The organism is Arthrobacter sp. (genome assembly GCF_030540645.1).
GTDB lineage: Bacteria > Actinomycetota > Actinomycetes > Actinomycetales > Micrococcaceae > Specibacter.
The window spans coordinates 1-23925 of sequence record NZ_JAUNVV010000040.1 but is presented as its reverse complement, the minus strand read 5'-3'; the positions used below and the strand labels follow the sequence as shown (position 1 = coordinate 23925).

The 23925-nt window shown below is 60.6% G+C and carries 21 protein-coding genes and 2 riboswitches; of the genes, 8 read left to right on the top strand and 13 right to left on the bottom strand.

All coding sequences use genetic code 11. From position 1 onward, the window contains the following. The coding region (locus tag Q4P21_RS09235; RefSeq protein ID WP_303388489.1) for an anthranilate synthase component I family protein at positions 1-1451 on the top strand (1451 nt) is incomplete at its 5' end. A 102-nt stretch (positions 1452-1553) separates the two neighbouring features. On the opposite strand, the gene cls is transcribed toward Q4P21_RS09235, so the two are convergent. Beyond that, positions 1554-3020: a cardiolipin synthase gene (cls, locus tag Q4P21_RS09230; RefSeq protein ID WP_303388497.1), complete on the bottom strand. Its 1467-nt coding sequence runs from the start codon at positions 3018-3020 to the stop codon at positions 1554-1556. A 176-nt stretch (positions 3021-3196) separates the two neighbouring features. Between cls and Q4P21_RS09225 the strand changes: the two genes are divergently transcribed. After that, on the top strand, positions 3197-3808 hold the full coding sequence (locus tag Q4P21_RS09225) for a DUF308 domain-containing protein (RefSeq protein ID WP_303388488.1): 612 nt from the start codon (positions 3197-3199) through the stop codon (positions 3806-3808). A 10-nt stretch (positions 3809-3818) separates the two neighbouring features. Beyond that, a complete protein-coding gene (locus Q4P21_RS09220; RefSeq protein ID WP_303388487.1) occupies positions 3819-4718 on the top strand; it encodes an aminodeoxychorismate lyase in 900 nt (299 codons plus the stop codon). A 15-nt stretch (positions 4719-4733) separates the two neighbouring features. Here the strand turns inward: Q4P21_RS09220 and Q4P21_RS09215 are convergent, their stop codons facing one another. Together Q4P21_RS09215 and Q4P21_RS09210 are read right to left on the bottom strand one after the other, a co-directional pair. Beyond that, positions 4734-7259 carry a bifunctional lysylphosphatidylglycerol flippase/synthetase MprF gene (locus tag Q4P21_RS09215; RefSeq protein ID WP_303388486.1) on the bottom strand — a complete coding sequence of 842 codons (2526 nt, stop codon included), beginning with the start codon at positions 7257-7259 and terminating at the stop codon, positions 4734-4736. Between the two features lie 240 nt (positions 7260-7499). Continuing rightward, the gene (locus Q4P21_RS09210; protein WP_303388485.1) at positions 7500-8141 is read right to left on the bottom strand and encodes a Pr6Pr family membrane protein; all 642 of its coding nucleotides are present in this window, start codon (positions 8139-8141) and stop codon (positions 7500-7502) included. A gap of 166 nt (positions 8142-8307) precedes the next feature. After that, positions 8308-8428, top strand: a riboswitch (SAM riboswitch). Between the two features lie 89 nt (positions 8429-8517). Here Q4P21_RS09210 and Q4P21_RS09205 point away from each other — a divergent pair. Genes Q4P21_RS09205 through Q4P21_RS09195 form a run of 3 tightly spaced genes read left to right on the top strand, consistent with a single transcriptional unit; the run spans position 8518 to position 10425 of the window. Next, on the top strand, positions 8518-8778 hold the full coding sequence (locus Q4P21_RS09205; protein WP_303388484.1) for a DUF1737 domain-containing protein: 261 nt from the start codon (positions 8518-8520) through the stop codon (positions 8776-8778). After that, positions 8775-9167 carry a rhodanese-like domain-containing protein gene (locus Q4P21_RS09200; RefSeq protein WP_303388483.1) on the top strand — a complete coding sequence of 131 codons (393 nt, stop codon included), beginning with the start codon at positions 8775-8777 and terminating at the stop codon, positions 9165-9167. The genes Q4P21_RS09205 and Q4P21_RS09200 overlap by 4 nt, the downstream gene beginning before the upstream one ends. Before the next feature lie 46 nt (positions 9168-9213). After that, positions 9214-10425, top strand: coding sequence for an O-succinylhomoserine sulfhydrylase (locus tag Q4P21_RS09195; protein WP_303388482.1), 1212 nt, complete (start codon positions 9214-9216; stop codon positions 10423-10425). Positions 10426-10505: 80 nt separating this feature from the next. Here the strand turns inward: Q4P21_RS09195 and Q4P21_RS09190 are convergent, their stop codons facing one another. From Q4P21_RS09190 to Q4P21_RS09175, 4 genes are all read right to left on the bottom strand, one after another. Further along, entirely contained in the window at positions 10506-12038 is a 1533-nt protein-coding gene (locus Q4P21_RS09190; RefSeq protein WP_303388481.1) for a UDP-N-acetylglucosamine 1-carboxyvinyltransferase, read from the bottom strand. Between the two features lie 235 nt (positions 12039-12273). Beyond that, positions 12274-13071, bottom strand: a complete 798-nt coding sequence (locus Q4P21_RS09185; protein ID WP_303388480.1) for an energy-coupling factor transporter transmembrane protein EcfT — start codon at positions 13069-13071, stop codon at positions 12274-12276. Then, a complete protein-coding gene (locus tag Q4P21_RS09180; protein WP_303388479.1) occupies positions 13068-14720 on the bottom strand; it encodes an ABC transporter ATP-binding protein in 1653 nt (550 codons plus the stop codon). The genes Q4P21_RS09185 and Q4P21_RS09180 overlap by 4 nt, the downstream gene beginning before the upstream one ends. A gap of 2 nt (positions 14721-14722) precedes the next feature. Beyond that, positions 14723-15385, bottom strand: a complete 663-nt coding sequence (locus Q4P21_RS09175; RefSeq protein ID WP_303388478.1) for an ECF transporter S component — start codon at positions 15383-15385, stop codon at positions 14723-14725. A 46-nt stretch (positions 15386-15431) separates the two neighbouring features. Further along, positions 15432-15549, bottom strand: a riboswitch (TPP riboswitch). Positions 15550-15741: 192 nt separating this feature from the next. Here Q4P21_RS09175 and Q4P21_RS09170 point away from each other — a divergent pair. Next, positions 15742-16002, top strand: coding sequence for a DUF4235 domain-containing protein (locus Q4P21_RS09170; protein ID WP_207344918.1), 261 nt, complete (start codon positions 15742-15744; stop codon positions 16000-16002). Positions 16003-16088: 86 nt separating this feature from the next. On the opposite strand, the gene mnhG is transcribed toward Q4P21_RS09170, so the two are convergent. The 6 genes from mnhG to Q4P21_RS09140 are packed head-to-tail and all read right to left on the bottom strand — an operon-like array spanning position 16089 to position 22422. Beyond that, on the bottom strand, positions 16089-16454 hold the full coding sequence (mnhG, locus tag Q4P21_RS09165; RefSeq protein WP_303388477.1) for a monovalent cation/H(+) antiporter subunit G: 366 nt from the start codon (positions 16452-16454) through the stop codon (positions 16089-16091). Further along, positions 16451-16717 (bottom strand): monovalent cation/H+ antiporter complex subunit F, encoded by a 267-nt coding sequence (locus Q4P21_RS09160; protein WP_303388476.1) that lies wholly within the window; start codon positions 16715-16717, stop codon positions 16451-16453. The genes mnhG and Q4P21_RS09160 overlap by 4 nt, the downstream gene beginning before the upstream one ends. Further along, the gene (locus Q4P21_RS09155; RefSeq protein WP_303388475.1) at positions 16714-17271 is read right to left on the bottom strand and encodes a Na+/H+ antiporter subunit E; all 558 of its coding nucleotides are present in this window, start codon (positions 17269-17271) and stop codon (positions 16714-16716) included. Before Q4P21_RS09155 ends, Q4P21_RS09160 begins: the two co-directional genes overlap by 4 nt. Positions 17272-17321: 50 nt before the next feature. After that, positions 17322-18950 carry a Na+/H+ antiporter subunit D gene (locus Q4P21_RS09150; RefSeq protein ID WP_303388474.1) on the bottom strand — a complete coding sequence of 543 codons (1629 nt, stop codon included), beginning with the start codon at positions 18948-18950 and terminating at the stop codon, positions 17322-17324. After that, positions 18947-19450: a Na(+)/H(+) antiporter subunit C gene (locus Q4P21_RS09145; RefSeq protein WP_303388473.1), complete on the bottom strand. Its 504-nt coding sequence runs from the start codon at positions 19448-19450 to the stop codon at positions 18947-18949. Before Q4P21_RS09145 ends, Q4P21_RS09150 begins: the two co-directional genes overlap by 4 nt. Then, complete coding sequence (locus tag Q4P21_RS09140; protein WP_303388472.1) at positions 19447-22422, bottom strand: Na+/H+ antiporter subunit A; 2976 nt, start codon at positions 22420-22422, stop codon at positions 19447-19449. The genes Q4P21_RS09145 and Q4P21_RS09140 overlap by 4 nt, the downstream gene beginning before the upstream one ends. A gap of 139 nt (positions 22423-22561) precedes the next feature. Here Q4P21_RS09140 and Q4P21_RS09135 point away from each other — a divergent pair, with 139 nt between their 5' ends. Then, entirely contained in the window at positions 22562-23890 is a 1329-nt protein-coding gene (locus tag Q4P21_RS09135) for an MFS transporter (RefSeq protein ID WP_303388471.1), read from the top strand. The last annotated feature ends 35 nt before the right edge of the window (positions 23891-23925 follow it).

The window sequence follows — 23925 nt, the reverse complement described above, 5'->3', positions numbered from 1 at the left end:
GTTCAGGCAATGCGGTCTGGCTGGACAGTTCCATCGCGGAAAGTTCCCCACCAACTGCACCTGGGAAGGCCCCCGCCGGTGCTGACCGGGCACGGTTTTCCATCATGGCCGATGACTCCGGCTGCTTCGGCCAGCTTGCCCGGCATGACTCGGCTATAACAACGGTGGCCGCAGGGCAGGTGACGGCTCGCATAGAAGGGCCGTTCTTCAGCTGGTTGGATTCGGTATGGGGACGCAAAGCCGTGCGCGCCCCCGAGCACTATCCCGCCGATTTCACCCTTGGCTGGCTGGGCTATTTGGGGTATGAGCTCAAAGCCGAAACAGGTGGTGCGGCAACTGCTCAGGTAAGTTCTCCTAGCACGGCCGGCCCCCTGCCGCTGCCTGCCGCAGCCTTACTCTTTGCCGGCCTGGCAGTGGTCCTGGATCACCACGATGACTGCCTCTACGTCTTATCACTGACCAGCATCCAGCATCCGGCGTCTTCCGCTGAGGCGAAGGAATTCCTGGCCAGCGTCCGCTCCGCCATCCACACCGCAGAACACGGCACCACCACCGGCAATAAGCCCGCCGCCGCTCCCCCGGCTGTCACACCGATCCCCCACTTCACTGCCCGTGACGGGGAGCTGCGCTACAAGGAGATGATCGCTGCAGCACAGGCAGAGATTTATGACGGCAACTCCTACGAGATCTGCCTGACCACCCAATTGGAAGCCCGCACACCCGACAAGGTGGACGCGTGGGCGGCCTATGCTGCGTTGCGGAAGCGCAGTCCTGCACCGTTTGCAGCGTTCATGCGGCTAAATTCACTGAGCATTTGCAGTACGTCCCCTGAACGCTTTCTGCGCATCAGCTCGGAGGGTCTCATGCGAGCCGAACCCATCAAGGGGACCCGCCGCCGCGACGTCAACCCGGACATTGACGACGCGCTCAAACAGGATTTGGCCACGTCGTTGAAGGACCGCGCCGAAAATGTCATGATCGTGGACCTCCTACGCAACGACCTCTCCCATTTCGCCCTGCCCGAATCATTGACGGTCCCACGGCTGTGCGCCATCGAAAGTTACGCCACCGTGCACCAGATGGTCAGCACCATCGAAGCGCAATTAGCCCCGGGCAGCTCGCGTGCGCAGGCTCTCGCCGCGGCGTTCCCGGCAGGGTCCATGACGGGTGCCCCAAAAATCAGCACCATGGCCATCCTCGACTCCCTTGAGGCCGGACCCCGCGGCATTTATTCCGGGGCTATCGGCTATTTTTCGCTCAATGCCGCCTTGGATTTGTCCGTGGTGATCCGCACACTGGTCCTCCAGGACACGCACGACGGCGGCACACACCTCTCGCTGGGGATCGGCGGTGCCATCACGGCAGACTCCCAGGACGAGGCGGAATGGCAGGAGATCCAGGCCAAGGCATACGGCGTTTTATCCACCCTCGGCGCCGATTTCCCGTGTTGAGACCCGCATAAACGCACCTTGACGCCCAAACGCACCTTGCCCGCTTAAACGGCGTAACCATTCCCCGCATGTGCGGCAAAGGTGCGTATTTACTTCAGCAACTTATTGCAAGGTGGCAGTCAAGCGGGCTACGTTGTCCACATAACGGGCCAGAATCGGCCGCTTGACCCATTCCTCCAAGTGCAGCTCACGTGAAATTGAACGGTAATGGTCCTCCACGGCATGCATCTGCCGCACCACATCACTGTCAATCATCATGACCGTCACCTCAAGGTTCAGGGAGAAGCTGCGCATGTCCATGTTCGAGGAGCCAATCACGGCCACATCGTAGTCCACCGTAAAGTGCTTGGCGTGCAGCACCAGCGGCTTGGGATACAGGAAGATGCGGACACCGGCCCTGAGCAGAGCCTCATAATACGAACGCTGGGCATGATGAACAAGGAATTGGTCGCCCACCTCTGAAACGAAGAGTTCCACCACAACTCCACGCTGGGCGGCGGTGGTGATGGCATACAGCAGCGAGTCGTCTGGAACGAAGTAGGGGCTGGAGATGGTGATGCACTCTTCAGCCGAGTACAACAAGGTGTTGAACAAGCGCAGGTTGTTTTCGGTGATGAACCCGGGACCGCTGGGCACTACCTGACACAGCGGGCCGGTGGCGAAGGAATCCCAATGGTAGGTTGCCAGCTGCGACTCAAGCGACTCTTCCGTCTCTGCAGACCAATCGGTGGCAAACATGACGTTCAAAGTACCCACGATGGGTCCTTCCAAACGCGTCATCAGTTCAACCCACTTGCGTCCCACGGTGTGGTTTCGCTTCTTGCGATAGGAAGGTTCGATGATGTTTTGGGACCCGGTGAACCCAACGCGTCCATCGATGACAAGAATCTTCCGGTGGTTGCGCAGGTCGGGCCTGCGCCACTGGCCCTTGACCGGGAGCAAAGGCAGCATGCGCCGCCACTGAATCTGGCTTGCCTTGAGCCGGCGGATCATTCCACGGTAGCCAGGTACCCGAAGCGAACCAATGTGGTCAAAGAGCACCCTGACCCGCACACCCCGCTCGGCGGCTGCTTCCAATTCTGCGAACAGCCGTTCAGTGCAGGCGTCAGAGCTCATAATGTAGAACTCTGCGTTGACGTAGTTGGTGGCTCTACTGACTTCATCAGCCATGGCGTCCAGGGAATCCTGGTAGCCCTCAATCAGCTGAACCTTGTTGCCACCCAGCGCCGGAAAATAGCCCAAATTTTGGTTCAATTCCATGGCTGATTTCACCCACGCCGGTCCATGATATTCAGGGACCAGCGCCGCAATATTCTTGGTCCCCTCCAAGATGCGGAGATTGACGGCGTCCTGTGCCTCCCTCCGTCGTCGGGAAAGCCGAAAGTTGCCAAACATGAGAAATAAAATCAGGCCGATATAGGGAAGGAAGAAGATGCACAAAAGCCACGCCATGGCCGTGGTGGGGCGGCGATTGCCTGGGATGACACCGAGAACCACAAGTCGGATGGCCAAATCCACCAGCAACACGAGCACTGAAAGCCAGGTGCTGGCAATCGGTAGGCTGAACACCGTCCAAACCACGCAGCTCTCCCCTCAAAAAGTCCCAATTTGCAGGCTTTTCGCCTTTGCAGGTGACACCAGCCTAATCGTAATCACGGCGGCTGTGGCCCCGCCGTAGAAGCTTGCGGAGCACCGTCTAGGATGAGCCTCATCAGCCGTTGATTTCCATAGAAAGCAGATTCGTCATGAGCAGTTCCGAAAACCCTCAAGTATCCGTCGATATTTTCTCGCTGGACCCACAAAAGCTTGCCGACAAAGCTATTAAGGGATTACGCACAGCTTTTGCCATTAGTGGTGCTGCAGCATTGATTCTAGGCATCCTCCTCCTGCTGTGGCCCAGCAAGACCCTCGCTGTGGTGGCCGTGTTCCTAGGCATCAACTTCCTCATCACGGGCGCAGTGAAAGTGGCGTTGGGCATTTTCAGTCACAGCCTTTCCACCGGTCTGCGCATTCTTGACGTGCTCCTTGGCCTGTTGATTCTGGTGGCGGGTGTCATTACATTGCGCAATGCCGCCGCCACCGGCGAAGCTCTGTTGATCTTCACCGTCATCTTCATTGGCATTGGCTGGATCATCGAAGGGATCATCGCCATTGCCGAGGCCGGAAAGGGCTCCACCCGTCTCTGGGCCATTGTGTTTGGTGCACTCAGCGTGCTCGCAGGGATCGTCGTTCTGGTGGTCCCCGTATGGACGGCACAGTGGCTGCTGCTCGTCACCGCCATCATGCTCATCATCCTGGGCATTGTCGGCTTGGTCAGGGCATTTACGTTTGGCAAGTCGCTTACACAAGGCAGCTAAGCTCTAGAGCATGACAGTTTTGGTGTTTTTGGATCCCGCCCACCCCGCTGGTCGCTTGGCCGACGCCGCATCCCCGACCATTTTGGCCACGGACCAAGGCGTCACTCGGGGGGACGGGGTCTTTGAGTCCATGCTGGCCGTTAACGGAGTGCCGCGCAAAGAGCAGTCACACCTTGACCGTTTGGCCGCGTCCGCGCACATCATGGATTTACAGATTCCTGCCGAAGGTGTGTGGCGGGCGGCCATCACCACCGCCCTCGCAGCCTACGTGCGCGATGCTGGCGATGAGGGCCAGGCTGTTGTGAAGCTCATCGCCACCCGAGGTCCGGAAGGCGCCAATGTACCAACTGCCTGGGTGCAGGTTGCGGCCATCTCACCAGCATTGGCACAACAACGGGCCCAGGGGATCGAGGTAATTTTGCTCGATCGCGGCTACGACAGTGATGTGGCAGCCCGCGCACCCTGGTTGTTGCTGGGTGCAAAAACCCTCTCCTACGCTGTGAACATGGCAGCCCTGCGCCACGCTCACAACCTTGGCGCGGACGACGTGATTTTCACCAGTGGCGACGCACTCGTGTTGGAGGGTGCGACGTCGTCCGTCTTGTTGGCACACGTCTCCGACGACTCCGGCGTTCCCGTTAAGCGGCTCATTACCCCGAATCTGGACACCGGCATCCTGCCCGGCACCACACAGGGAGCACTGTTTGCCGCTGCCAAAGAGGCTGGATGGGAGCTGGGCTACGGGCCAGTCACGCCCGCGGACCTGCTCGATGCGGACGCAGTCTGGCTGATCTCCAGCTTGCGGCTTCTGGCCCCCGTCAACACGATCGACAGGCAGGGTATTGGTGTCCCGGAAGTCCGGGCACAGCTCACTGAAGAGCTCAGCGTGCTGCTCGCACAGACCCTGTAGGGGCCAGAGCCTCGTTTAGCCGGCCGACTCCTGCGCGGATTCCCGGGCTGTCATTTGACGCAGGAACCCTGCGCTTTGGCGGGCGGAGAGGCCAGGCAGGTATGCCGCCGTGATGGCCAGGCCAATGGCCGGCAGCGCCAGAGGATCTTGGTAAAACATGTAGAGCGTCCGGTGCTCCGGCTGGAAACGCGATTTGAAAGCAGCCAGGGACTTGAATCCGTACATGGGTTCCAAGGCGTTGCCCAGCATGCCCAAAACCTTCTCAACCACGGACTGCTCCGCGTCCGAGGTGACTTCGCCAGCATTGGCCAGCGGCGAACCGGACAGTGAGATCATCGGGACCTCTTCCTTGAAATGGGTCACTGCAGAGGCGATGAGGAACTCCATCACTCCCTTGAACCCATCCGTGCGCCGCCGCATGAAGTCCAGCGTCCATCCGGAGATCTCCCGGTTCGTGTACACCGGCAGCCAACTCGTCACACCATGAACCAGCCCGTCGTCGTCGACCGCCACGCAGCACAGGACGTGGTCATCTTTGAGTTCGTCGAGCCCACCGAGGGTGAAGCCCATCTCCGGCAGAGACTTGTCCGACACCCATTCTTCGGAGATCTCCGCCAACTGGGCCCTGATTCCTGGAGGCATGGCAGAGTATGCGTACCAGCGGTCCTCAATGCCGAGTTTGCTTGCCCGGTTCAGTGCGGTGCGCACGTTCTGCCATTCCTTCCCCTTGAACGTCATGGCCTCAACGTTCAGCAGCGTTTCCTCGGCGACTTCCAGTGCCTCAAAATGCAGTCCTTCCAAGGCCTCACCCACTTGGTTCGTTGCGGAGTAGAAGCACGGGATCAGACCCTGCTCTACGCAGTAGGCAACAAAGTTCCTCGCAGCAGGGCCCTGCCCGTCAACTGCGCCGAAAGGCCCGCTGACGGTCAAGGCGACCCCGTTGTGCACCTGGTAGGCAACTGCGTTGTTCCCATCCGCGCTGTACCAGTAGGAGTTGTTCTCCCATAAGGCCATCCATGACAGGGAGCCGCCACCGTCCTGAAGCAGCTCGCGGACTTTGGCACCGCCATCAGCAGACTCTGCCGTGGCTGAGCTGTACAACCGCAGGTTTCTGTATGCCAGCACCCCAAACACTACCCACACGACCGCCCCGCCGAATCCGTAGACCAGCACAGTCATGAACCCCTGGGGAAGCCGGACCACAAAGGGCAGCGGGAAGGGAATGAGTATGTGGACCAGCTGCGCCAGCAGGTCACCAATGTTCAGCCGACCCAAGTTCCCTTCCACAAACCACACCACCCCGTACAGGGCAACCACCACAACAGTCACCCACAGGATGGACCGCAACAGCTTCTTGGCTGCGTGAATGCCCGGGGAGACCTGAAACTTCCCGCGGTTCACAAGCAGCAGCACTGCTATGCCGGCTGGAACCACGGCGGCAGGCAGGATGTAGATCGCCAGGAAGCCCTTATCAATATCTCCCGCCGCCATTTCAGCCGACACGAGGAACTGCACAAACACGAACAGCACCACCACAGCCACCACAGCATTGATCACCACAGCCGTCCAGAGCGCCAGGCGACGCCCCCGGCGCAGGCCTTCGGAACACATCAGCAACAGCAACAGCGGAATCATGGAGAGCACCACTGCCCCGATACTGTTGACACCCGCTATTGACTGCAAACTGATGCACGCTGCGTCTGTGTCGCACATTTCACGCAGCTCATCGGCATCCGGGCGGCCCTGCAGCATCAAAAGCTCCACCGTGGACAGCGGACCAACTGCAAAACTAACGGTGACTTGGGAAAGCAGCGGTCCGATCGCAAATACCCCGACAATGGTGGCAAGCAGGAACCGGGCTTCACGCAACGACGGCCGGACGAAAAGCTTTCCGGTGTGCAGCCGCCTCCCCGTACCGAGCAGGCGCCCGGCCAAGACGCCAACTACGGCACCGGTCAAGAACTGCAGCGTCTCTGCAGTCCCTACATAGAGCGCAAACATGATGGCGGACGCCACCAGCCAGGTACGAACGCGGTGACGCCACAAATTGTTCAAGGATGCCGTGGCCGCTCCAAGCGCTGTGGCGGCGCCACCAAAGGCACCCACCACATAGTTGCCCCCAAGGAACCCCAGCCACACGTCATTGCTCACAGTGCCCCATGCCACCACGACCGACAACACCACTGCACTGACCACGCTTCCCAACAGGAACATGGCGACGGCCCGCCATGTTCCTACGGTGCGTTCGGCAGTGCCGACGCCAATAGCGACGGTAACAAGTGACAAGAGAAAAACTAGCCAGGAGCCGGCAAAGAAGGCGCTCACCAGCAGCGTCCACCAGGTTCCCCAGACGCCGTCGAGGTTCAGGCCAACGGCTGCCAGCACGTCTTCAGCTGGGCCGCCACTGAGCCCACCCGTGGCAACGGTGGCAACAATGACGAGCAGCACCAGTGCTGCCGTTGCCGGGAACTTTCTGAGGAGCGGAACGATATCGCTCAATCGACGCTTGGAAGCGCTGGCGGCAACTGGCTCGCTCGTCATCTCTCGTCCTCAGGTTGACGTTGCAATGTTCTCACCCGACGAAGCACGCTCCGCCTGCCGCGCGCTCTGCCGCATTGACAGGGCCGCACTTGGGAGGCGGACTTGACCGCGGAAGCAATTTCCCGCCCCCTTGTCCGCTTGAACAGAGCCTAGCGCGTTCCAAGGATTTATCCAGAGGCCAAGGCCATTGATGCCATTTCCTGTGTTTTAAGGGATTCCAGAACGTGCTGAGTTCTGCGGTCAGTGGCCCGCGGGTACAGACCGTGGAGGAACCAGCGGGCGCAGCTTGTTGCCCAACACGATGATCACCACACTCGTGAGGATGAAACCCACCGCAATGACAAGGCAGGTCACAAGAACGGCACCATAGCCGCCAATGGCGGGGTTCAGAAACGGATACGCATACCAGTTGATGACCGCCCCGCGCGTGAGCGAATATGCCAGATACGCCAGTGGAAAGACCACGGCAATCCCCAGGCTTTTCAGCGGGATCGGGTTGCGCGGCGACTGAATGAGCCAGTCGGCGACCACAATAACAGGCATGACATAATGCAGCCACGTGTTGATCCACGGCAGCAGCGAGCCCAGGTCAACATCGCGCAGCAAGGCGCTAAACACCACCCCAACCAGAGCCATGCACACCACCGAAATACAGCGCAACAAGTCCCAGAGCGGGCCTGCGGCCTTCCCCCGCCACGTCAGCACGGCTTCAACCACAAGCACGACGGCGGCGAAAATGTTGGAGAGGTTGGTGAAATAGCTGAAGAAGTTCAGCACACTAAAACCGTGGCCAACGTGAATCGCCAGCTGGATGGCAACCGCAATCAACGTTGCTGCTCCGAAGGCGAAGCGTACGGCAGCAAATCCGCGCGAGAGTGTCATGGCTAGATCATGCCATCGACACTCGCTGAACTGATCAACCGCAGGACGCCGTCAACACCGTCGCCATCGAGAGGTAGTCACGCAGTTTGCGAAACCTCGTCATGTTACGCCACATGGCCGTCCAAAACTACCGCTCCCCACAGGGTCCCGTGCTACTTTCAAGGGGAGTAATGAGTGCCAGCGCCAAGCCCTGACTTGCTGGACGGCAACCCTCTTTCCGGCGGGGTGCCTCAGGTGAATACTCGGCAAACCCAGTTATCAACGGCTGAGGATTGCAAGCGTGAACACAACTTATGGTGGGCTTCCACAGCCGACTCTTGGGCACCGTCACCAGCTCCCGCTTGCAACCAACAGCGACTTGCAATGAGGAGAACCCATGTCTGCGGACGAATCCCCCTTGGCCTACCGGCTCATTACCGGCCCTGACGACAGAACTTTTTGTGAGCGCATTTCCACCGCTCTCACCGAAGGATATGTGCTCCATGGCGGACCCGCCGTGACCTTCAACGGCACAAACGTCATTTGTGCCCAGGCCATCATCCTCCCGCAGGCAGTTGCCACCAGCGATGCAGCCGTGGCCACGGCCGTTGACGCACTGGACGCCGAGCTCGAGTTCGACGGCGAGGGCATCGCGTGAACTACGCAGGAGACCTTGCCCCAGCGGCAGCATGGGAGCACCTTGTTGCCGGAGCTGTGTTGGTGGACGTGCGCACTGAGGGTGAGTGGGCCCACATTGGCGTCCCGGACACCTCAACTCTCGATGGCGAACCCGTCTTCATTCAATGGAACCTGGGCAGCGGTACCAACAACCCACAATTCCTTTCCGACTTGCAGGCCGCAGTGCCCACCGACAAACCCCTTGTGATTCTGTGCCGCTCCGGTGCCCGCTCCATCGCAGCTGCCGAAGCAGCCACAGCCGCCGGCTACACGGCCTACAACGTATTGGAAGGCTTCGAGGGAGTACCCGACCGCTATGGCGACAGGGTTGTCAATGGCTGGAAAAATAGTGACTTGCCGTGGCGTTAGCAACACATCCACACAAGCCACCCCAGCAAACGCCAAGGATAAGCAATTGAGCAACTTTAATGAGCACGCGGCCACATGGGCCGAGGACACACAGGCCGTACGCGGCGGGCTTGACCGCAGCAACTTCGGGGAAACCTCCGAGGCCATCTTCTTGAATTCCGGGTTTGTCTATGAATCCGCTGAAGCCGCCGAGCAGGCCTTCACCGGTGAAGTTGAGAGGTTTGTCTATTCCCGTTACGGAAACCCGTCGGTGGCCACGTTCCAAGAGCGACTGCGCTTACTTGAAGGAAAAGAAGCCTGCTTCGCCACCGCATCCGGCATGTCGGCCGTGTTCACGGCACTCGGTGCTCTTTTGGGTGCCGGTGACCGGGTTGTCGCTTCACGTTCCTTGTTTGGTTCGTGCTTTGTGATCCTGAACGAACTTCTGCCGCGATGGGGTGTGGAAACCGTGTTTGTGGACGGTCCGGACTTGGCACAATGGCGTGAAGCGTTGTCAGTTCCCACCACGGCAGTCTTCTTTGAATCCCCGTCCAACCCCATGCAGGAAATCATTGATGTGCAGGCCGTGTGCGACCTCGCCCACGAAGCCGGTGCCCAGGTGGTGGCCGACAACGTTTTCGCCACGCCGTTGCTGCAGCGCTGTGGCGATTTTGGTGCGGATGTCATTGTGTACTCCGGCACCAAACACATCGATGGGCAGGGCCGTGTCCTTGGCGGCGCCATCTTGGGTACCAAGGAGTTCATTGACGGACCCGTCAAGAACCTGATGCGTCACACCGGGCCGGCACTTTCAGCGTTCAACGCCTGGGTGCTGGCAAAAGGCTTGGAGACCATGAGCCTGCGCGTGAACCACTCCTGCAACAACGCGCTGGCCTTGGGCGAGTTCCTCGAGACGCAACCGCAGGTCAGCCGCGTGCTGTACCCGCACTTGCCATCCCACCCGCAGTACGAGCTCGCCATGAAACAGATGAAGGCTGGCGGCACCGTGCTGACGTTTGAATTGGCCAAGCCAGCCGACGGCACCACCAAGGACGCTGCCTTCAGACTGCTCAACGCGCTGGAAATCATTGACATCTCCAACAACTTGGGCGACGCAAAGTCCCTCATCACCCACCCGGCCACCACCACGCACCGCGCCATGGGTCCGGACGGCCGTGCAGCGATTGGGCTCAGCGACGGGTTCCTGCGTTTGTCGGTGGGGCTGGAGGACATTGGGGATCTACGCGCGGATTTGGCACACGCCCTAGCCGCCATCTAGTCTCCACGCAGCTGTCAGCCAAAGCGGGAGGTCACCTTTTTACAAAAAAGGTGACCTCCCGGCGTCGTACGTCAGGGGTATTAGTCCTGGAAGTACTCGATCTCGGCCCCTACAGTGTTCAGGCGCTCAGCCAGATCCTCGTAGCCGCGTTCAATGACGTAAATGTTGCGCAGCTCGCTGGTGCCCTTGGCTGCCAGCATAGCCAACAGGATGCAGGCGGCGGGGCGCAGTGCCGGGGGGCAGCCAATTTCGGCCGCACGCCAGGAGACGGGGCCGACGATGTCGATGCGGTGCGGATCCAGCAGGCGCACCCGGCCACCGAGTCGGTTCAGTTCCGTCAAGTAGATGGCGCGGTTTTCGTAGACCCAGTCGTGGATCAGGGTGGTGCCTTCGGCGCAGGAGGCAATGACGGCGAAGAACGGCAGGTTGTCAATGTTCAAGCCGGGGAAGGGCATGGGGTGGATCTTGTCCGGTGCTGCCTTGAGTTCGGAGGGCAGCGTGGTGATGTCCACGAGCCGGGTTTTTCCGTTCCGTGCCGTGTACTCGGCGGACTTCAGGTAGCGCAAGCCCATCTGCTCCAGGACCTTGAGCTCAATTTCCATGAACTCAATGGGAACCCGCCGCACAGTGACCTCGGATTTCGTCACAATGCCGGCGGTGATCAGGCTCATGGCCTCGATGGGATCTTCGGAGGGCGCGTATTCAATGTCCACGTCGATGCGGGACTTGCCGGAGATGGTTAGGGTTGTTGAGCCAACGCCCTCGACGTTGACGCCCAAGCCCTGCAGGTAAAAGCACAAGTCCTGCACCATGTAGTTGGGGCTGGCATTGCGGATCACGGTGGTACCTTCGCGGTGCGCAGCGGCCATGATGGCGTTCTCAGTCACGGTGTCGCCGCGTTCGGTCAACACAAAGGTCCGGTCCAGAGTGTCGCTGGCCGGCGCATGCACCTGGTAAAACCCGTCATGCGCGTTGACGATGAGACCGAATTCGCGCAGCGCCTGCATGTGCGGTTCAACGGTGCGCGTACCGAGGTCACAGCCGCCCGCGTAGGGGATGCGGTAGGTTTCCTGCTCGTCCAGCAGCGGGCCCAGCAGCATGATGACGCTGCGCGTCCGCTTCGCTGCGGCAATGTCCATGGCGGCCAGGTCCAGCACAGCCGGGCGGCGGATCTGCAGGTCGTTGTTTTCCAGCCAGTGGCACTCGACACCAATAGAGGTCAACAGCTCAACGATGCGGTTGACCTCTTCAATGCGGGCCAAGCTGCGCAATATTGTGGTGCCACGGTTAAGCAGGCTGGCGCACAGCAGGGCCACCCCAGCGTTCTTGCTGGTGTTGACATCCACACTGCCGGAAAGTCTGCGGCCACCTTGCACACGCAGGTGGGTGACGGCATTCTTGGAAACGGCGCCCACGTTGAAAAGGTTGGCTTCCAGCAGCGATTCCATGCGCTGGATCATTTTCAGGCTCAGGTTTTGCTTGCCCTGTTCCATCCGGGCCACGGCGCTTTGACTTGTGCCCAGCTGGGTCGCCAATTCGCCCTGGGTCCAGCCCTTTTCGGTGCGTGCATCTCGCACCAATACGCCAACAGATTCCGCAGCCATTTGAGTCATAAGCATATTTATATCACAGGATGCATATTTTCCTGGAATTATGTGACCTTTTGGACAGTTATCGCAATATCCTTTGAAAAATAGCCACTTCATGCGATAAATTCGATGGTCTAATTAAGGTTTAGCTATTCTGCACGGCACAACCCCTTAACGGTACCCCGGCCTCGGCTGCGCAAGAAAAACCACGCCGCGCATTTCATCCGCAACCTTGGCCGGGCTGCCGTTCTCGTCCGCTCTAGCCGAACACCGGATTCCATGTTCCAAGCGCGACGGCGGCACTCACCGACACGGCCGCAATCACCAACCCTCCAGCCACTACCCAGAGGTCATGCCTGGCGAAAGTCGATTCCCGCGCCCAGGTTCGTGGGCCGGCGCCGAAGCCTTTGGCCTCCATCGTGACAGCCAGCCGGGAGGCCCGCCGCACCGCCTGCACCAACAATGCCATGGCTTGCCCCAACTGTGCCTTCAGATTACTGAAAAAGCCGGGTTCGCCTCCCACCCCGCGGGCTCGGCGTGCCATGCCCAGCGTCTGCCATTCAGCCACCAGCAGTCCCACAAGACGCATGGCCGCAAGTGCCCCCAAAACAAAACGGTGTGGAAGCCGCAACTTTTGGGCCAGAGCATCAGCAAGGTCCGTGGGGTCCGTTGAAGCCAGCACAATAATCCCGGGCAGCGCCACCGCCAGACCACGCAAAGCAATGGCAACTCCGGCTTCCACTGAACCGGTCGTGAGGGTTACCGGCCCCAACGCAAGCAGCATTTCGCCAGTTTTAGGCGCCAGCAGTGCCGTCCCGTAACCACCCACTACAGCGCCCATCAGGATGGGCCAACCCCGCATGATGAGCATGCGCGCACTGAGTCCGGCCAGCGGCAGCAGCGCGAATTCAAGCACGAGGGCAACTGTTGCGGATACCCAGTCGACGCTGACGAGCAGAACGATGGTGACGGCTATGCCCGCCCCCAACTTGGCCAGGGGGTTCGCGCGGGACAGCCAGGCGCGTGATCGCGGGGCCGCCATGATGTCGACACTCATGAGCGGACCCCTTCCGTACTGGCTGACGACTTCGCCACGTCCGGTTCGGGCACCTTCGGCGGGCTGACGATCGGCGCGGAGACGTTATTGACCTCAACCTCAACCGGGTGTGAAACATCACCCAGGATAAGCCGGTCTCCACCCAGAACTGCGCTGAAGGCAGCATCGTGCGTCACCGACACCACCGCAGTGCCAGCATCCAATAGCTCGGTCAAAAGTGACGCCAGCTCCGCCCAAGTGTTGGCGTCCTGGCCAAAAGTCGGTTCATCCAAAACAAGCACCTGCGGGCTGGCAGCCAGGACGGTCGCAACCGACAACCTCCGCTTTTCGCCGCCGGAGAGGGTAAACGGGTTTGCGTCCGCCAGGTGTTCCAGCCGTAGCCGCACCAGCAACTCCTCCACGGAATCTTCGCCATGTCCCAGCAGCCGCGGACCAAAAAGTAGTTCATCGCGCACGGTGCCTGTCACGAATTGGTGTTCGGGCTCTTGGAACACGGTGCCAATTCTGCTGATCAGCTCACGGCCGCGCCACTTCAGCGGCGACGTTGACACCCCGCGCGCCAGTGCAGGGCTCGCCTCCAACCGCCCGCCAGCCGGGGCCAGCAGCCCGGCCAGCGTCAAGGCCAACGTCGACTTTCCCGACCCGTTGGGTCCCGTCACGCTCAACGCCTGGCCGGCACTGATCCGCACTTGCGGTACGACGGCGACCGGCACCACCGGGTGCCGCTTCCGTCCCTTGGTGCGGGAGACAGCGAGGGCCTCCGCTTCGAGCAGGAGCTGCAGTCCGGCGTCGGACGTCCCCAGTCCTGACTCCTTCAGCTTTGACTCCATCAGCGTGGAGGCAGCCGTCGTGCGCGGCCGCACGGCGGGGATGTGGCCGGGGATCCAAATTCCGGCAGCCGCCAACAGTTCCCGGCTCTGGGCCAACACGGTTGCAGGCGGGCCATCAAAGAGCACGCCGCCGGGCTCGCCGAGTGCTGCAGGGGCCAGCACCACAATCCTGTCCACCACCGGAAGCCATACCGAGACGCGGTGCTCCACCACCACCAGCGTTGCCCCGGTTTCATCCAAGCTATGGCGCACGGCGTCGCGGACCTCCACCACACCGGCAGGGTCAAGGTTGGCCGTGGGCTCATCCAACAACAACAGGCCGGGGCGCATGGCAAGGATGCCGGCCAGGCCGAGGCGCTGCTTCTGTCCACCTGACAGGGCAGAACTGGAATGGTCAAGAGGCAGCTTCAGGCCCACGGATTCAAGTGCTGCCGGAACACGGCGCCAGATTTCCTCGCGCGGGACGGCCAGGTTTTCTGCTCCAAAGGCAACGTCGTCGCCAATGCGTGACAGCACCACTTGCGCATCGGGATCTTGCTGCATGAGGCCGGCCCGGCCCCGCGATTCAGCTACCGGACTACCGTCGATGAGCAGCTCACCACTCTCACTGGCATCTTCATCCGCACCCAACACACCAGCCAAAGCATGCAAGAGCGTGGACTTTCCGGCCCCGGAAGGGCCGAGCAACAGCACCCGCTCGCCCGGTTCGATCACCAGGTCAAGGCCGTGCACGGCACGGTTGCGGCGGCCTGAATGCTGCCAGCCCCAGTCCCGTGCCTGAATCCGCACCGGGGCAACCCGGTTTGGCTCAGCGTTCATGGCTACAGCGCTCGTTCGGTGGCGGCCCCGCGTGAGGGCAGGTTGGCAAGCGCGCCCGTCCGGGCCAGACCACGCACGGCGAGCCAAGACAGCAGACCGGCAATGACGGCACCGGAGATCATGGCCAGCACAATGTAGACGAGCTTCCATTCCAAGGCCCATGCAACGTTGTACACCAGGCTGTCCACCGCGCCCATCGCCAAACCTGACAAGGCTCCGGCCAACAGAGCCACCGGTAGGTTGAACTTGCGGTAGCGGAAGGCCGCGAATACCAGTTCGGCGCCAAGGCCCTGGGCCAGTCCGGAGAGCAGCACAACAAAGCCGAAGTGCGTCCCCAGGAACCCCTCGACAGTTGCTGCGATCAGCTCACAAAAAAGTGCCGCACCAGGTTTGCGGATCACCAACCCACCCAGCACTCCGGCGATCAGCCAGCCACCGCCATACAGTGCAGCGGAGGGAGGGAAGGCAACGGTAAAGGCTGCGATAAAACCGTAGCCGGCAGACCAAAGCCAGAAAATGACGCCCACGGCAACGCCGAGAACAGACACCACCACGATGTCCACAACCCGCCAGCTGCTTTTGGACGCGACTTTGTTGCCGGGTGCTTGGTTACGGGGTGTCTGGTTGTTAGCAGCGGTGTTTTCGCCCGCCAAAGACTTGCTCATGTTTCCTCCTTCACAGGAGGGGTGGCTGCGACGGAACGTCCGCGCAGTCAAAGAGAACTCGACTCCCTTCGCCGGTACTAACCGGAGCAGGTTCGAGGGTCTGCGGTAAACCGCACTCTCAGCGCTCTCACCCAAGTCGGGTGGACGCTCCCCTGTCGTTTTGAATTGCGTTTTCAGTTTACCTCGACAACCGCAAAGGCGCGATATCCACTCTCACAATCAGTAACTTGGCTGTGGCGGCGCTGAGCGGGCAGTACAACGCGGCCAGAAAATACTTGCAGGCGAAGCGGGAACGGATAGGCTGACTCTAAGGTTTTTGCCCTCCACGGGCCCAGCCAAACACTGAGGAGTCTTTTATGAACATCGTTTTCAAATTGCTCGGGACCGGAGTGAGCCTGGGCGCAGGATTTGTCGCCAGCAAGCTCGTGGACACGATCTGGAAAAAGAGCACGGGCGACGAGCCGCCGAAGGACGGCGCCGACTTGGAGAACAGCCTCCGCTCGGCCTTGACGTTCGCCTTGGTTTCTTCGGTCGTTGCCGCCATTATTCAGACCCTGGCCCAGCGCACCACACAAAAGGCCATCGCGCGCTTCAACAAGCACCCCGAAGAGGTCTAAACCATCGCGAGATGCCACTTGTGGTGTCCAAAACGTAAGTTTGGGCACCACAAGTGGCATCTCGCGCAGAAATTCCTCCAAGAAGTTCAGGAGTTCGGGGACTCGTCCTCAATAACTGCCGCCACCACGTCGTCAAGCTCATCAACACTGAGCATTTCGGGGCGGCGATGCTTGGTGCGGTACCCGGCCCGGCCCACCATGTGGGCAGACACTGGAACCGTAAGCAGCTGGAACAGCCACGCAACCAGCAAAAGCGGCAATAACGCCCACGACCGCATTTGCAGACCCACCGCTGCAAGCATGAGCAGCAGGCCCAGAACTTGCGGCTTGGTCGCGGCGTGCATGCGGCTCATCAAATCCGGAAAACGGAGCAAGCCAATGGCTGCTGCCAGGCTCATCATGGCGCCCACCACCAAGCAGGCTCCTGTCAGGACGTCGAGCAACGTGTTCATCCGTCCTCCTTTCTGTGCACCGCAAAGCGCGCCACGGTGACGGAACCAACAAAACCAATGACAGTCAGCACCACCAGCAGCGCCATGTTGCCCAGGTGTTGGTTCAGCGCCATCTCCGTAGCGAGCGCAGCACCAAAGATCGCCAACAGCACATCGGCGGCAATGACGCGGTCAAGCAGGGACGGTCCCTTGGCAATGCGGTAGATAGTACCCAAAGCTGCCAGCGAAAGCAGCACGGCAACCACTATGACAACAATGCTCATGGTTGCTGCTCCCCCGCATGGGTGAGCAGTGGCGCCCCTGCTCTTTCCGCGTTCACTGCCGCCAGTTCCTCCTTGGTGCCCATGACCTGGATCAGCCTCGCTTCGATGTCCTGAATTCCCTGGCGAACCTTGACCACGCTCTCAGGCGTGGGCGCGTTCATGGCGTGGACGTACAAAGTTGCAGACCCTCTATCCACCTCCACCACCAGTGACCCCGGGATGAGGGACAACACGTGGCCGACTGCTGTCATGAGCAGGTCCGAGGGGCTGCGCAAGGGCACGGCGATGACGGCGTTGCGGATCCGCGGCCCCTTGACGACTGCCCAGTACAGCACCTGGAAGCTGGCAATCATGACCTGCTGGATGAACCAGAGCATGAACAACAACCCACGTAGCCAGTTGAAGCGTCCACTCAGCTCGATGGGTGGCAGGTAAAAAGCCTGTGCCACGGCAAGTGCGATCAATGCGCCAAAGATCAGGTTTCCGGCACTGAAATCCTGCCAGAGGGCGCCCCACACGAGGACCAGCCACACGAGCAGGGGCAGCCGTTTCATGATCCACGGCCTTCGGTCGGCGTGCTTCGCGGCGCCGTTCTTTGTGCCCCTCATGGAGTTCCCGCTCCGGCGCCGAGGACCGCTTCAATGTAGGGCGTGCGGTCAAGCATGCCGGCAGCCGCATCCTGGCTCAGGTCAAAGAGCGGTCCGGCAAACACCGTCATGGCCAGGCCAAGCACTACCAGCCCCGCCGTTGAATACAACATCATGTTGGGCAAAATGGGGATCTCATTTTCACCCGAAAAACGTCCTTCGGTTGCATCAACATGCTTGCTGGTGCGCAGCGCACGCATCGAAGGCACGCCGGAGGCGTCTGGCGCGGTGGCCAGCAGGACGGGGTCTGGATTCTCGGCGTCGAACGTGCTGCGCCAAAACACCCTGTTCCACACCCGAGCCATGACCAGCAGGGTCAGCAGGCTTGCCACCACGGCTCCCACCACCAACACGTACGCCATCGCAGAGCCGTCGGCCACCCCGGCTTGCAACAACCCCAGCTTGCCGAGAAATCCGGAGAACGGCGGGATTCCGGACAGGTTCATGGCCGGGATGAAGTACAGCACCGCCAGTATGGGCGACAGCTTCGCCAGCCCGCCCAGTCGCGCGATGGAGGAGTTGCCTCCGCGCCGTTCCACCAGCCCCGCAACCATGAACAGGCTGGTTTGGATGGTGATGTGGTGGATCACGTAGAAGATGGTCGCAGCCAGTCCCAGCACCGACGCAAGTCCGACGCCGAAAATCATGTACCCGATATGGCTCACCAAGGTGAAGGAGAGCATCCGCTTGATGTCGGTCTGTGCCACCGCGCCGAGAATGCCCACGATCATCGTCAGCAGGGCCACAACGAGCAGCAAGGAGTTGAAGCGCTCCGAGGGAAACAACAACGTTTCCGTTCGAATGATGGCATACACGCCAACCTTCGTCAGCAGTCCGGCGAACACGGCCGTCACGGGTGCCGGAGCCGTGGGGTAGGAGTCCGGAAGCCAGAAGGACAGCGGGAAGACCGCCGCCTTGATCCCAAAGGCCACCAGCAAAAGGATGTGGAGGACATTCTGTGTTCCCGGGTCAAGTTCACCAAGCTTCAGCGCCAAATCCGCCAACGTGACCGTCCCCGTTGCCCCGTAAACCATGGCTATCGCGATCAGGAAAAGCAGCGAGGACACCACACTGACCACCACATACGTGATGCCGGCACGGATGCGCGAACCCGTTCCACCCAACGTCATCAGGACATAACTGGCGGTCAGGAGAATCTCGAATCCCACATACAGATTGAACAGGTCTCCGGCCAGAAACGCATTGGACACCCCCGCCACAAGGATCAAGTACGTCGGGTGGAAGATCGAAACCGGCCCACCCTCTTCACCGTCCGCGGCGCCCTGTCCCGTGGCGTAGGCAAGGACTGCCAGGCTCACTGCCGAGGAGATCACTAGCAGCAGTGAGGAGAACTGGTCCACCACCATCACGATTCCAAACGGCGGTTCCCAACCGCCAAGCTTCACGGCGACAGGTCCGGTGGTCCACACGCTGGCAAGAACCCATGCCTCAAGCGCCAGGGTGATGGTGAGGGTGCCCAGGCTGACCCGGCGCTGGGCGCGCGGGTGCTTGATCAAGACGAAAGCCAGCGCGGCGCCCAGGAACGGCAGTACGACGGCGAGCGGGGCTAAGTGGGCGACGTTCATTCCTTGCCCTCCTTGCCATGGGGCGGCCGTGGCCGCCTAGGACCCATGCCTCGAATAGTTTCCCGCTTCCCCAGCGGTTGCAGGTTTTCATGGAAGTCGGAGACCTCAATGGCAATCTCGGAATCTTCCTCGTCGTCGTAGAGGTCCTGTCGAGCGACGCGCAGATCCTCCAAGTCCACTGAGATGTGATCTGCACGGCTCAGCAGCCAGGCACGGTAGATCAGGCTGAGCATGAATGCGGTAACGGCGAAGGAGATCACAATGGAGGTCAAAATGAAGGCCTGAGGCAAAGGATCATTGTATGCCGCAGCTGGCATGTCTTTGTTGAAAATGGGAGCCAACCCGGCATAGCCGCCGGTTGTCAGCAAAAGCAGGTTGGTGGCGTTGGCCAGCAACATCAACCCCAGCAGGACACGGGTGAGGCTTCGTTCAAGCAGCAGGTAGATTCCCACGGCATACAGCACACCCATGACAAGGAGCAGCGTCAAGTTCACGCTCATTGGCCAACCTCCAACGGTTCGTCATCCTCGATCAGCTCCATGCTGCCAATGCCATCCTCTTCGTGTTGGTCAATCTCAGAACCCAGACTGCGCAGAACGTCGATCACCAAGCCCACCACCACCAGGTACACGCCAATGTCAAAGACGGTGGAGGTCACAAACTTCACGTGCCCGAAGATGGGCAGATCGAAGGAGAGGATGGCGCTTTGGAAGATGTACCCACCAAAGAACAGCGGCGTGATGGCCGTCAACGCTGCCATGGCCAACCCCAACCCCAGCAGCGTTCCCGCCGTGATCCGGGTAGCCTCAGCCAGCTCAAAACGGCCTCCAGCCAGGTAACGGATGGTCAGGGCAAGCCCGGCCACCAGTCCACCGGCAAAGCCTCCACCGGTGTTATTGTGGCCCGCGAGCAGGAGGTAGATGGAAATGACGATCATGCTGTGGAAGAGCAGCCTGGTGACCACCTCAATGATGATTGAGCGCCGCTCCGGCGCCAACGTTCGCCCGGCGACCAGCCATGGATTCGATCGAGAAGCCGCAAACCGCTTGGCGAGATGGATGGTTGCCTGAAACGTTTCCGTTGGTAGTTTGCCAACGCTCCCTGTTTCCACGGTCTCCGCGCGGGGCAGACGCTGTCCACGGCCACGGACGAAGATCAAACTGGCCACACCGGTGGCCGCAATGGCGAGAACGGAGATCTCCCCAAAGGTATCCCAGGCGCGAATGTCCACAAGGGTCACGTTGACAACATTGAGACCGCCACCGCCCTCGTATGCCAACTTCGGCAGACTCAAGCTGACGGGGTCGTGGATGCGCGCACCCATGGCAACCATGGCAACCACCACCATGGTGGTCCCGAACGCCACACCAAGAACCATGCGAAGGATCCGGTGGCCGCCGGCTCCCCGTTCGAGCATGCTTGGCGGCAGTGAGCGCATGCCAAGCACAAACGCCACCAAGATGATGGTTTCGACGAGCATTTGGGTCAACGCCAAATCCGGCGCCCCTTGAAGGGCGAAGAGCAGGGCGAGCCCATAACCGGTCACCGAGATCATCAGCACGGCCGTGAAACGCTTATTCGCCCTGGCCGCGGCAATGGCGCCGATGACAATGACGACGCCGGCGATCACCTGGAACGGGGACTTCATGTCCACCAGATATATATCTTCAGGCCATGTCTGTTCGCTGAGCAGCAGTACCGCAATTACGGCTGTAATGGCCGTTCCCAGGATCACCGAAAGGTAGAAGAACAAGGACCCGCGCTGAGTGCGTCCGGTGACCCAAATGGCCACCATGTCCAGCACCACGATGGCCTGGCGGTAACCGCGCTCAAAATCAATCACAGGCGGAATCTTGCCTTGGAGAATTTCGAGCTTGGTGCGCAGGAAGAACAATGCAAGACCGGATACCACCACAATTGCGCTCAGGCCCAGTGCGGGGGTGAACCCATGCCACAGCAACAGATGCAGGCCGTTGGGATCGTAGGCGGGGAATTGCATACTGTAGGGCTTGATCCACCGTTCAACGATCTCCGGAAGCAGTCCGTACAGCAGCGTCAGCACCGCCAGCAGAGCCGGTGCCCCAAGGAACAACCAGCCGACTGGCTTGAACGCTGTTGCCATTCCCTTGGATTTCTGACCAAACCCACCCCATAGGAAACGGGCACTGTAGGCGAAGGTAAGCACCGAACCCGCCACCATGCCTACCATGACGGTCCAGCCAATGACGGGTCCAACCGGTCCGTACGCCGCGGAGGCCAGAAATGCTTGGAAGATACCTTCCTTGGCGATGAAACCTGCCAGCGGAGGCAGCCCGGCCATGGAGGCTGCTCCGATGAAGGCCACCACTCCCAGTTTAGGGGCCGATTTGAAAACCCCTGACAGTACACGGATGTCGCGGGTGCCGCTTTGGTGGTCGATGATACCCACCACAAGAAACAGGCAGGCTTTAAACAGGCCGTGGGCAAGTACAAGCGCAAGGCCGGCCATGGCCGCTTCTCGGCTGCCCAGTCCAACAACCAGCGCGAGGAACCCCAATTGACTGACGGTGCCGTACGCCAGAATGAGCTTGAGGTCGTGCTGGCGCAGGGCGCGCCAACCGCCCAGAAGCATGGTCCCCAGCCCGAGCACCACAATCATGAGCTGCCAGTAGCTGGTCTGCGAGAACCCTGGCGCCAGGCGTGCAATGAGGTAGATGCCCGCCTTGACCATCGCTGCCGCGTGCAAGTAGGCACTGACAGGGGTGGGCGCGGCCATGGCGCCAGGAAGCCAAAAATGGAAGGGAATCAGTGCCGACTTGGTGAGCGCTCCCACCAGAATCAAGGCAATGCCAACGTCCAGCACCGTCCTGGCACCGCCGGTTGCCGCCACCAGTCCAGGGGCGTTGGCCAAGATTGACGAAAGGCTGTAGGTGCCGGCGCTTTCACCGAGCATGATCAGCCCCACCAGCATGGCGAGGCCACCAAACGTCGTCACGATGAGTGCTTGCAGGGCTGCGCGCCGTGCGGCAATACGGGTGCGGGCGTAGCCGATCAGCAGGTAGGACAGCACTGTTGTCAGTTCCCAAAAGACATACAAAAGTATCAAGTTATCCGCGGTCACAAGACCAAACATGGCACCGGCGAAGGCCAGCAGCTGGGCACCAAAGCCGTGCAGGCCAGCGTCACCGCTCTTGAAATACCTGGCGCAATAGGCAAGCACCAGCGCACCAACACCGAGGACCAACAGGCACAGCAGCCAGGAAAGCTGGTCCATCCTGAAGGAGAGGTGCAGGCCCAGGGCAGGAACCCAGTCAACATCCAGCGCCGGGCTTGGAAGGGTCTCCGAATACACGTTTTTGTATTGTGTAATGAGCCAGATGAAGCTGATTCCGGGGACTGCCGCAAGGAAATAGAAGGCCGAACGGCCCCATTTGGCAAATAAAATGGGCGCGAAAACGGCCACGAGGAAGTGTGCGCAGAGGACAATCAACACTGGTGGCTCCACATGGTTCGGGCCGGAAATGAGCGAGTCACGGGAAAGGCCGCTATTGGCCTTCTACAGCCTACCAAGGCAAGATGCCCGGTGTGGCGCCTTCGCCATTGCGAACAGTGGGCCAGATAACATGTGGCATATGACGAACCCCCCTCCCGCTGCGGCTTTCCCCACCGCAGAGCAGTTCAAAAAGCCTGGAACCACGTGGCAGATCATCGCGTGGTCGCTGTGGGACTGGGGCGGTGCGGCTTTCAACGCCGTCATGACCACGTTCATCTTCACGGCTCTGTACCTGACAGGCGACGCCTTCGGCGGGCCGGACAGGGCGTCGGCCGTGCTTGGTTTGACCACTGCTCTGGGCGGCGTGGCCATTGCGCTGTTGGCCCCTGTCACCGGGCAGCGCACCGACCACAGCGGACGACGCAAACTGTGGCTGGGCATCAACACACTCATTGTGGCCCTGCTGACCGGAGCCTGCTTCTTTGTCCAGCCGCACGAGTCCTACCTGCTGCTGGGCTGCCTGCTCATCGCCGCCGGTCATGTGTTCTTTGAAATTGCCGGCGTGAACTACAACGCCATGCTTCTGCAGATTTCCACCAAGACCACCATCGGCAAGATCAGCGGCTTCGGCTGGGCTGCCGGCTACTTGGGCGGGATCGTGGCCCTGCTGTTCGTGTACTTTGCGCTGGTCAAGCCCGATGTGGGCATCTTTGGCATCACCAGTGCCGACGGCATGACCTACCGGGCCGTGGCCGTGTTTTCAGCACTGTGGATCATTGCCTTCGCCATCCCCGTCATGTTTGCCATCCCAGAGGCCCCGCGCAATCCGAACATGTCCAAGATCGGCTTCTTCCGGGCCTACCTGGAACTGTGGCACACCATCGTGCGGTTGAGCCGCACATCCCGCCACACCTTGTTCTTCCTCATCGCCAGCGCAGTGTTCCGCGACGGCCTGGCCGCAATCTTCACGTTTGGCGCAATCATCGCCGTGGGAACTTTCGGCTTCAAGCCCGGGGACGTGCTGATCTTTGCGATCGCCGGCAACGTGGTGGCGGCCATCGGGGCGCTTTCAGCGGGGTTCTTTGACGACAAAGTCGGCCCGAAAGCCGTCATCGTCACGTCCCTTGTCGGCTTGATCGTCAGCGCCACCGCCCTGTTCTTCCTGGAAGGGAAGACTGCGTTCTGGATATTTGGGCTGCTGTTGACCCTGTTCGTCGGCCCGGCGCAGTCCTCGGCCCGCACGTTCATTGGCCGGCTGGCTCCGGAAGGGCAGGAAGGTGAGCTGTTCGGTCTCTACGCCACCACCGGCAGGGCTGTCTCGTTTCTGGCTCCGGTCTTGTTCACCCTGTTCATCACCCAGTTTGGCAGCCAGCGCTGGGGCATCTTGGGAATCGTCGTGGTGCTCGTGATCGGCCTTGCCCTACTGCTGCCGGTCAAGAAGCCGGAGTTGCACACGGCAGGTCGCTGATTTGTCCAAGCACGACGGCGGGCCCGTCGCGCATG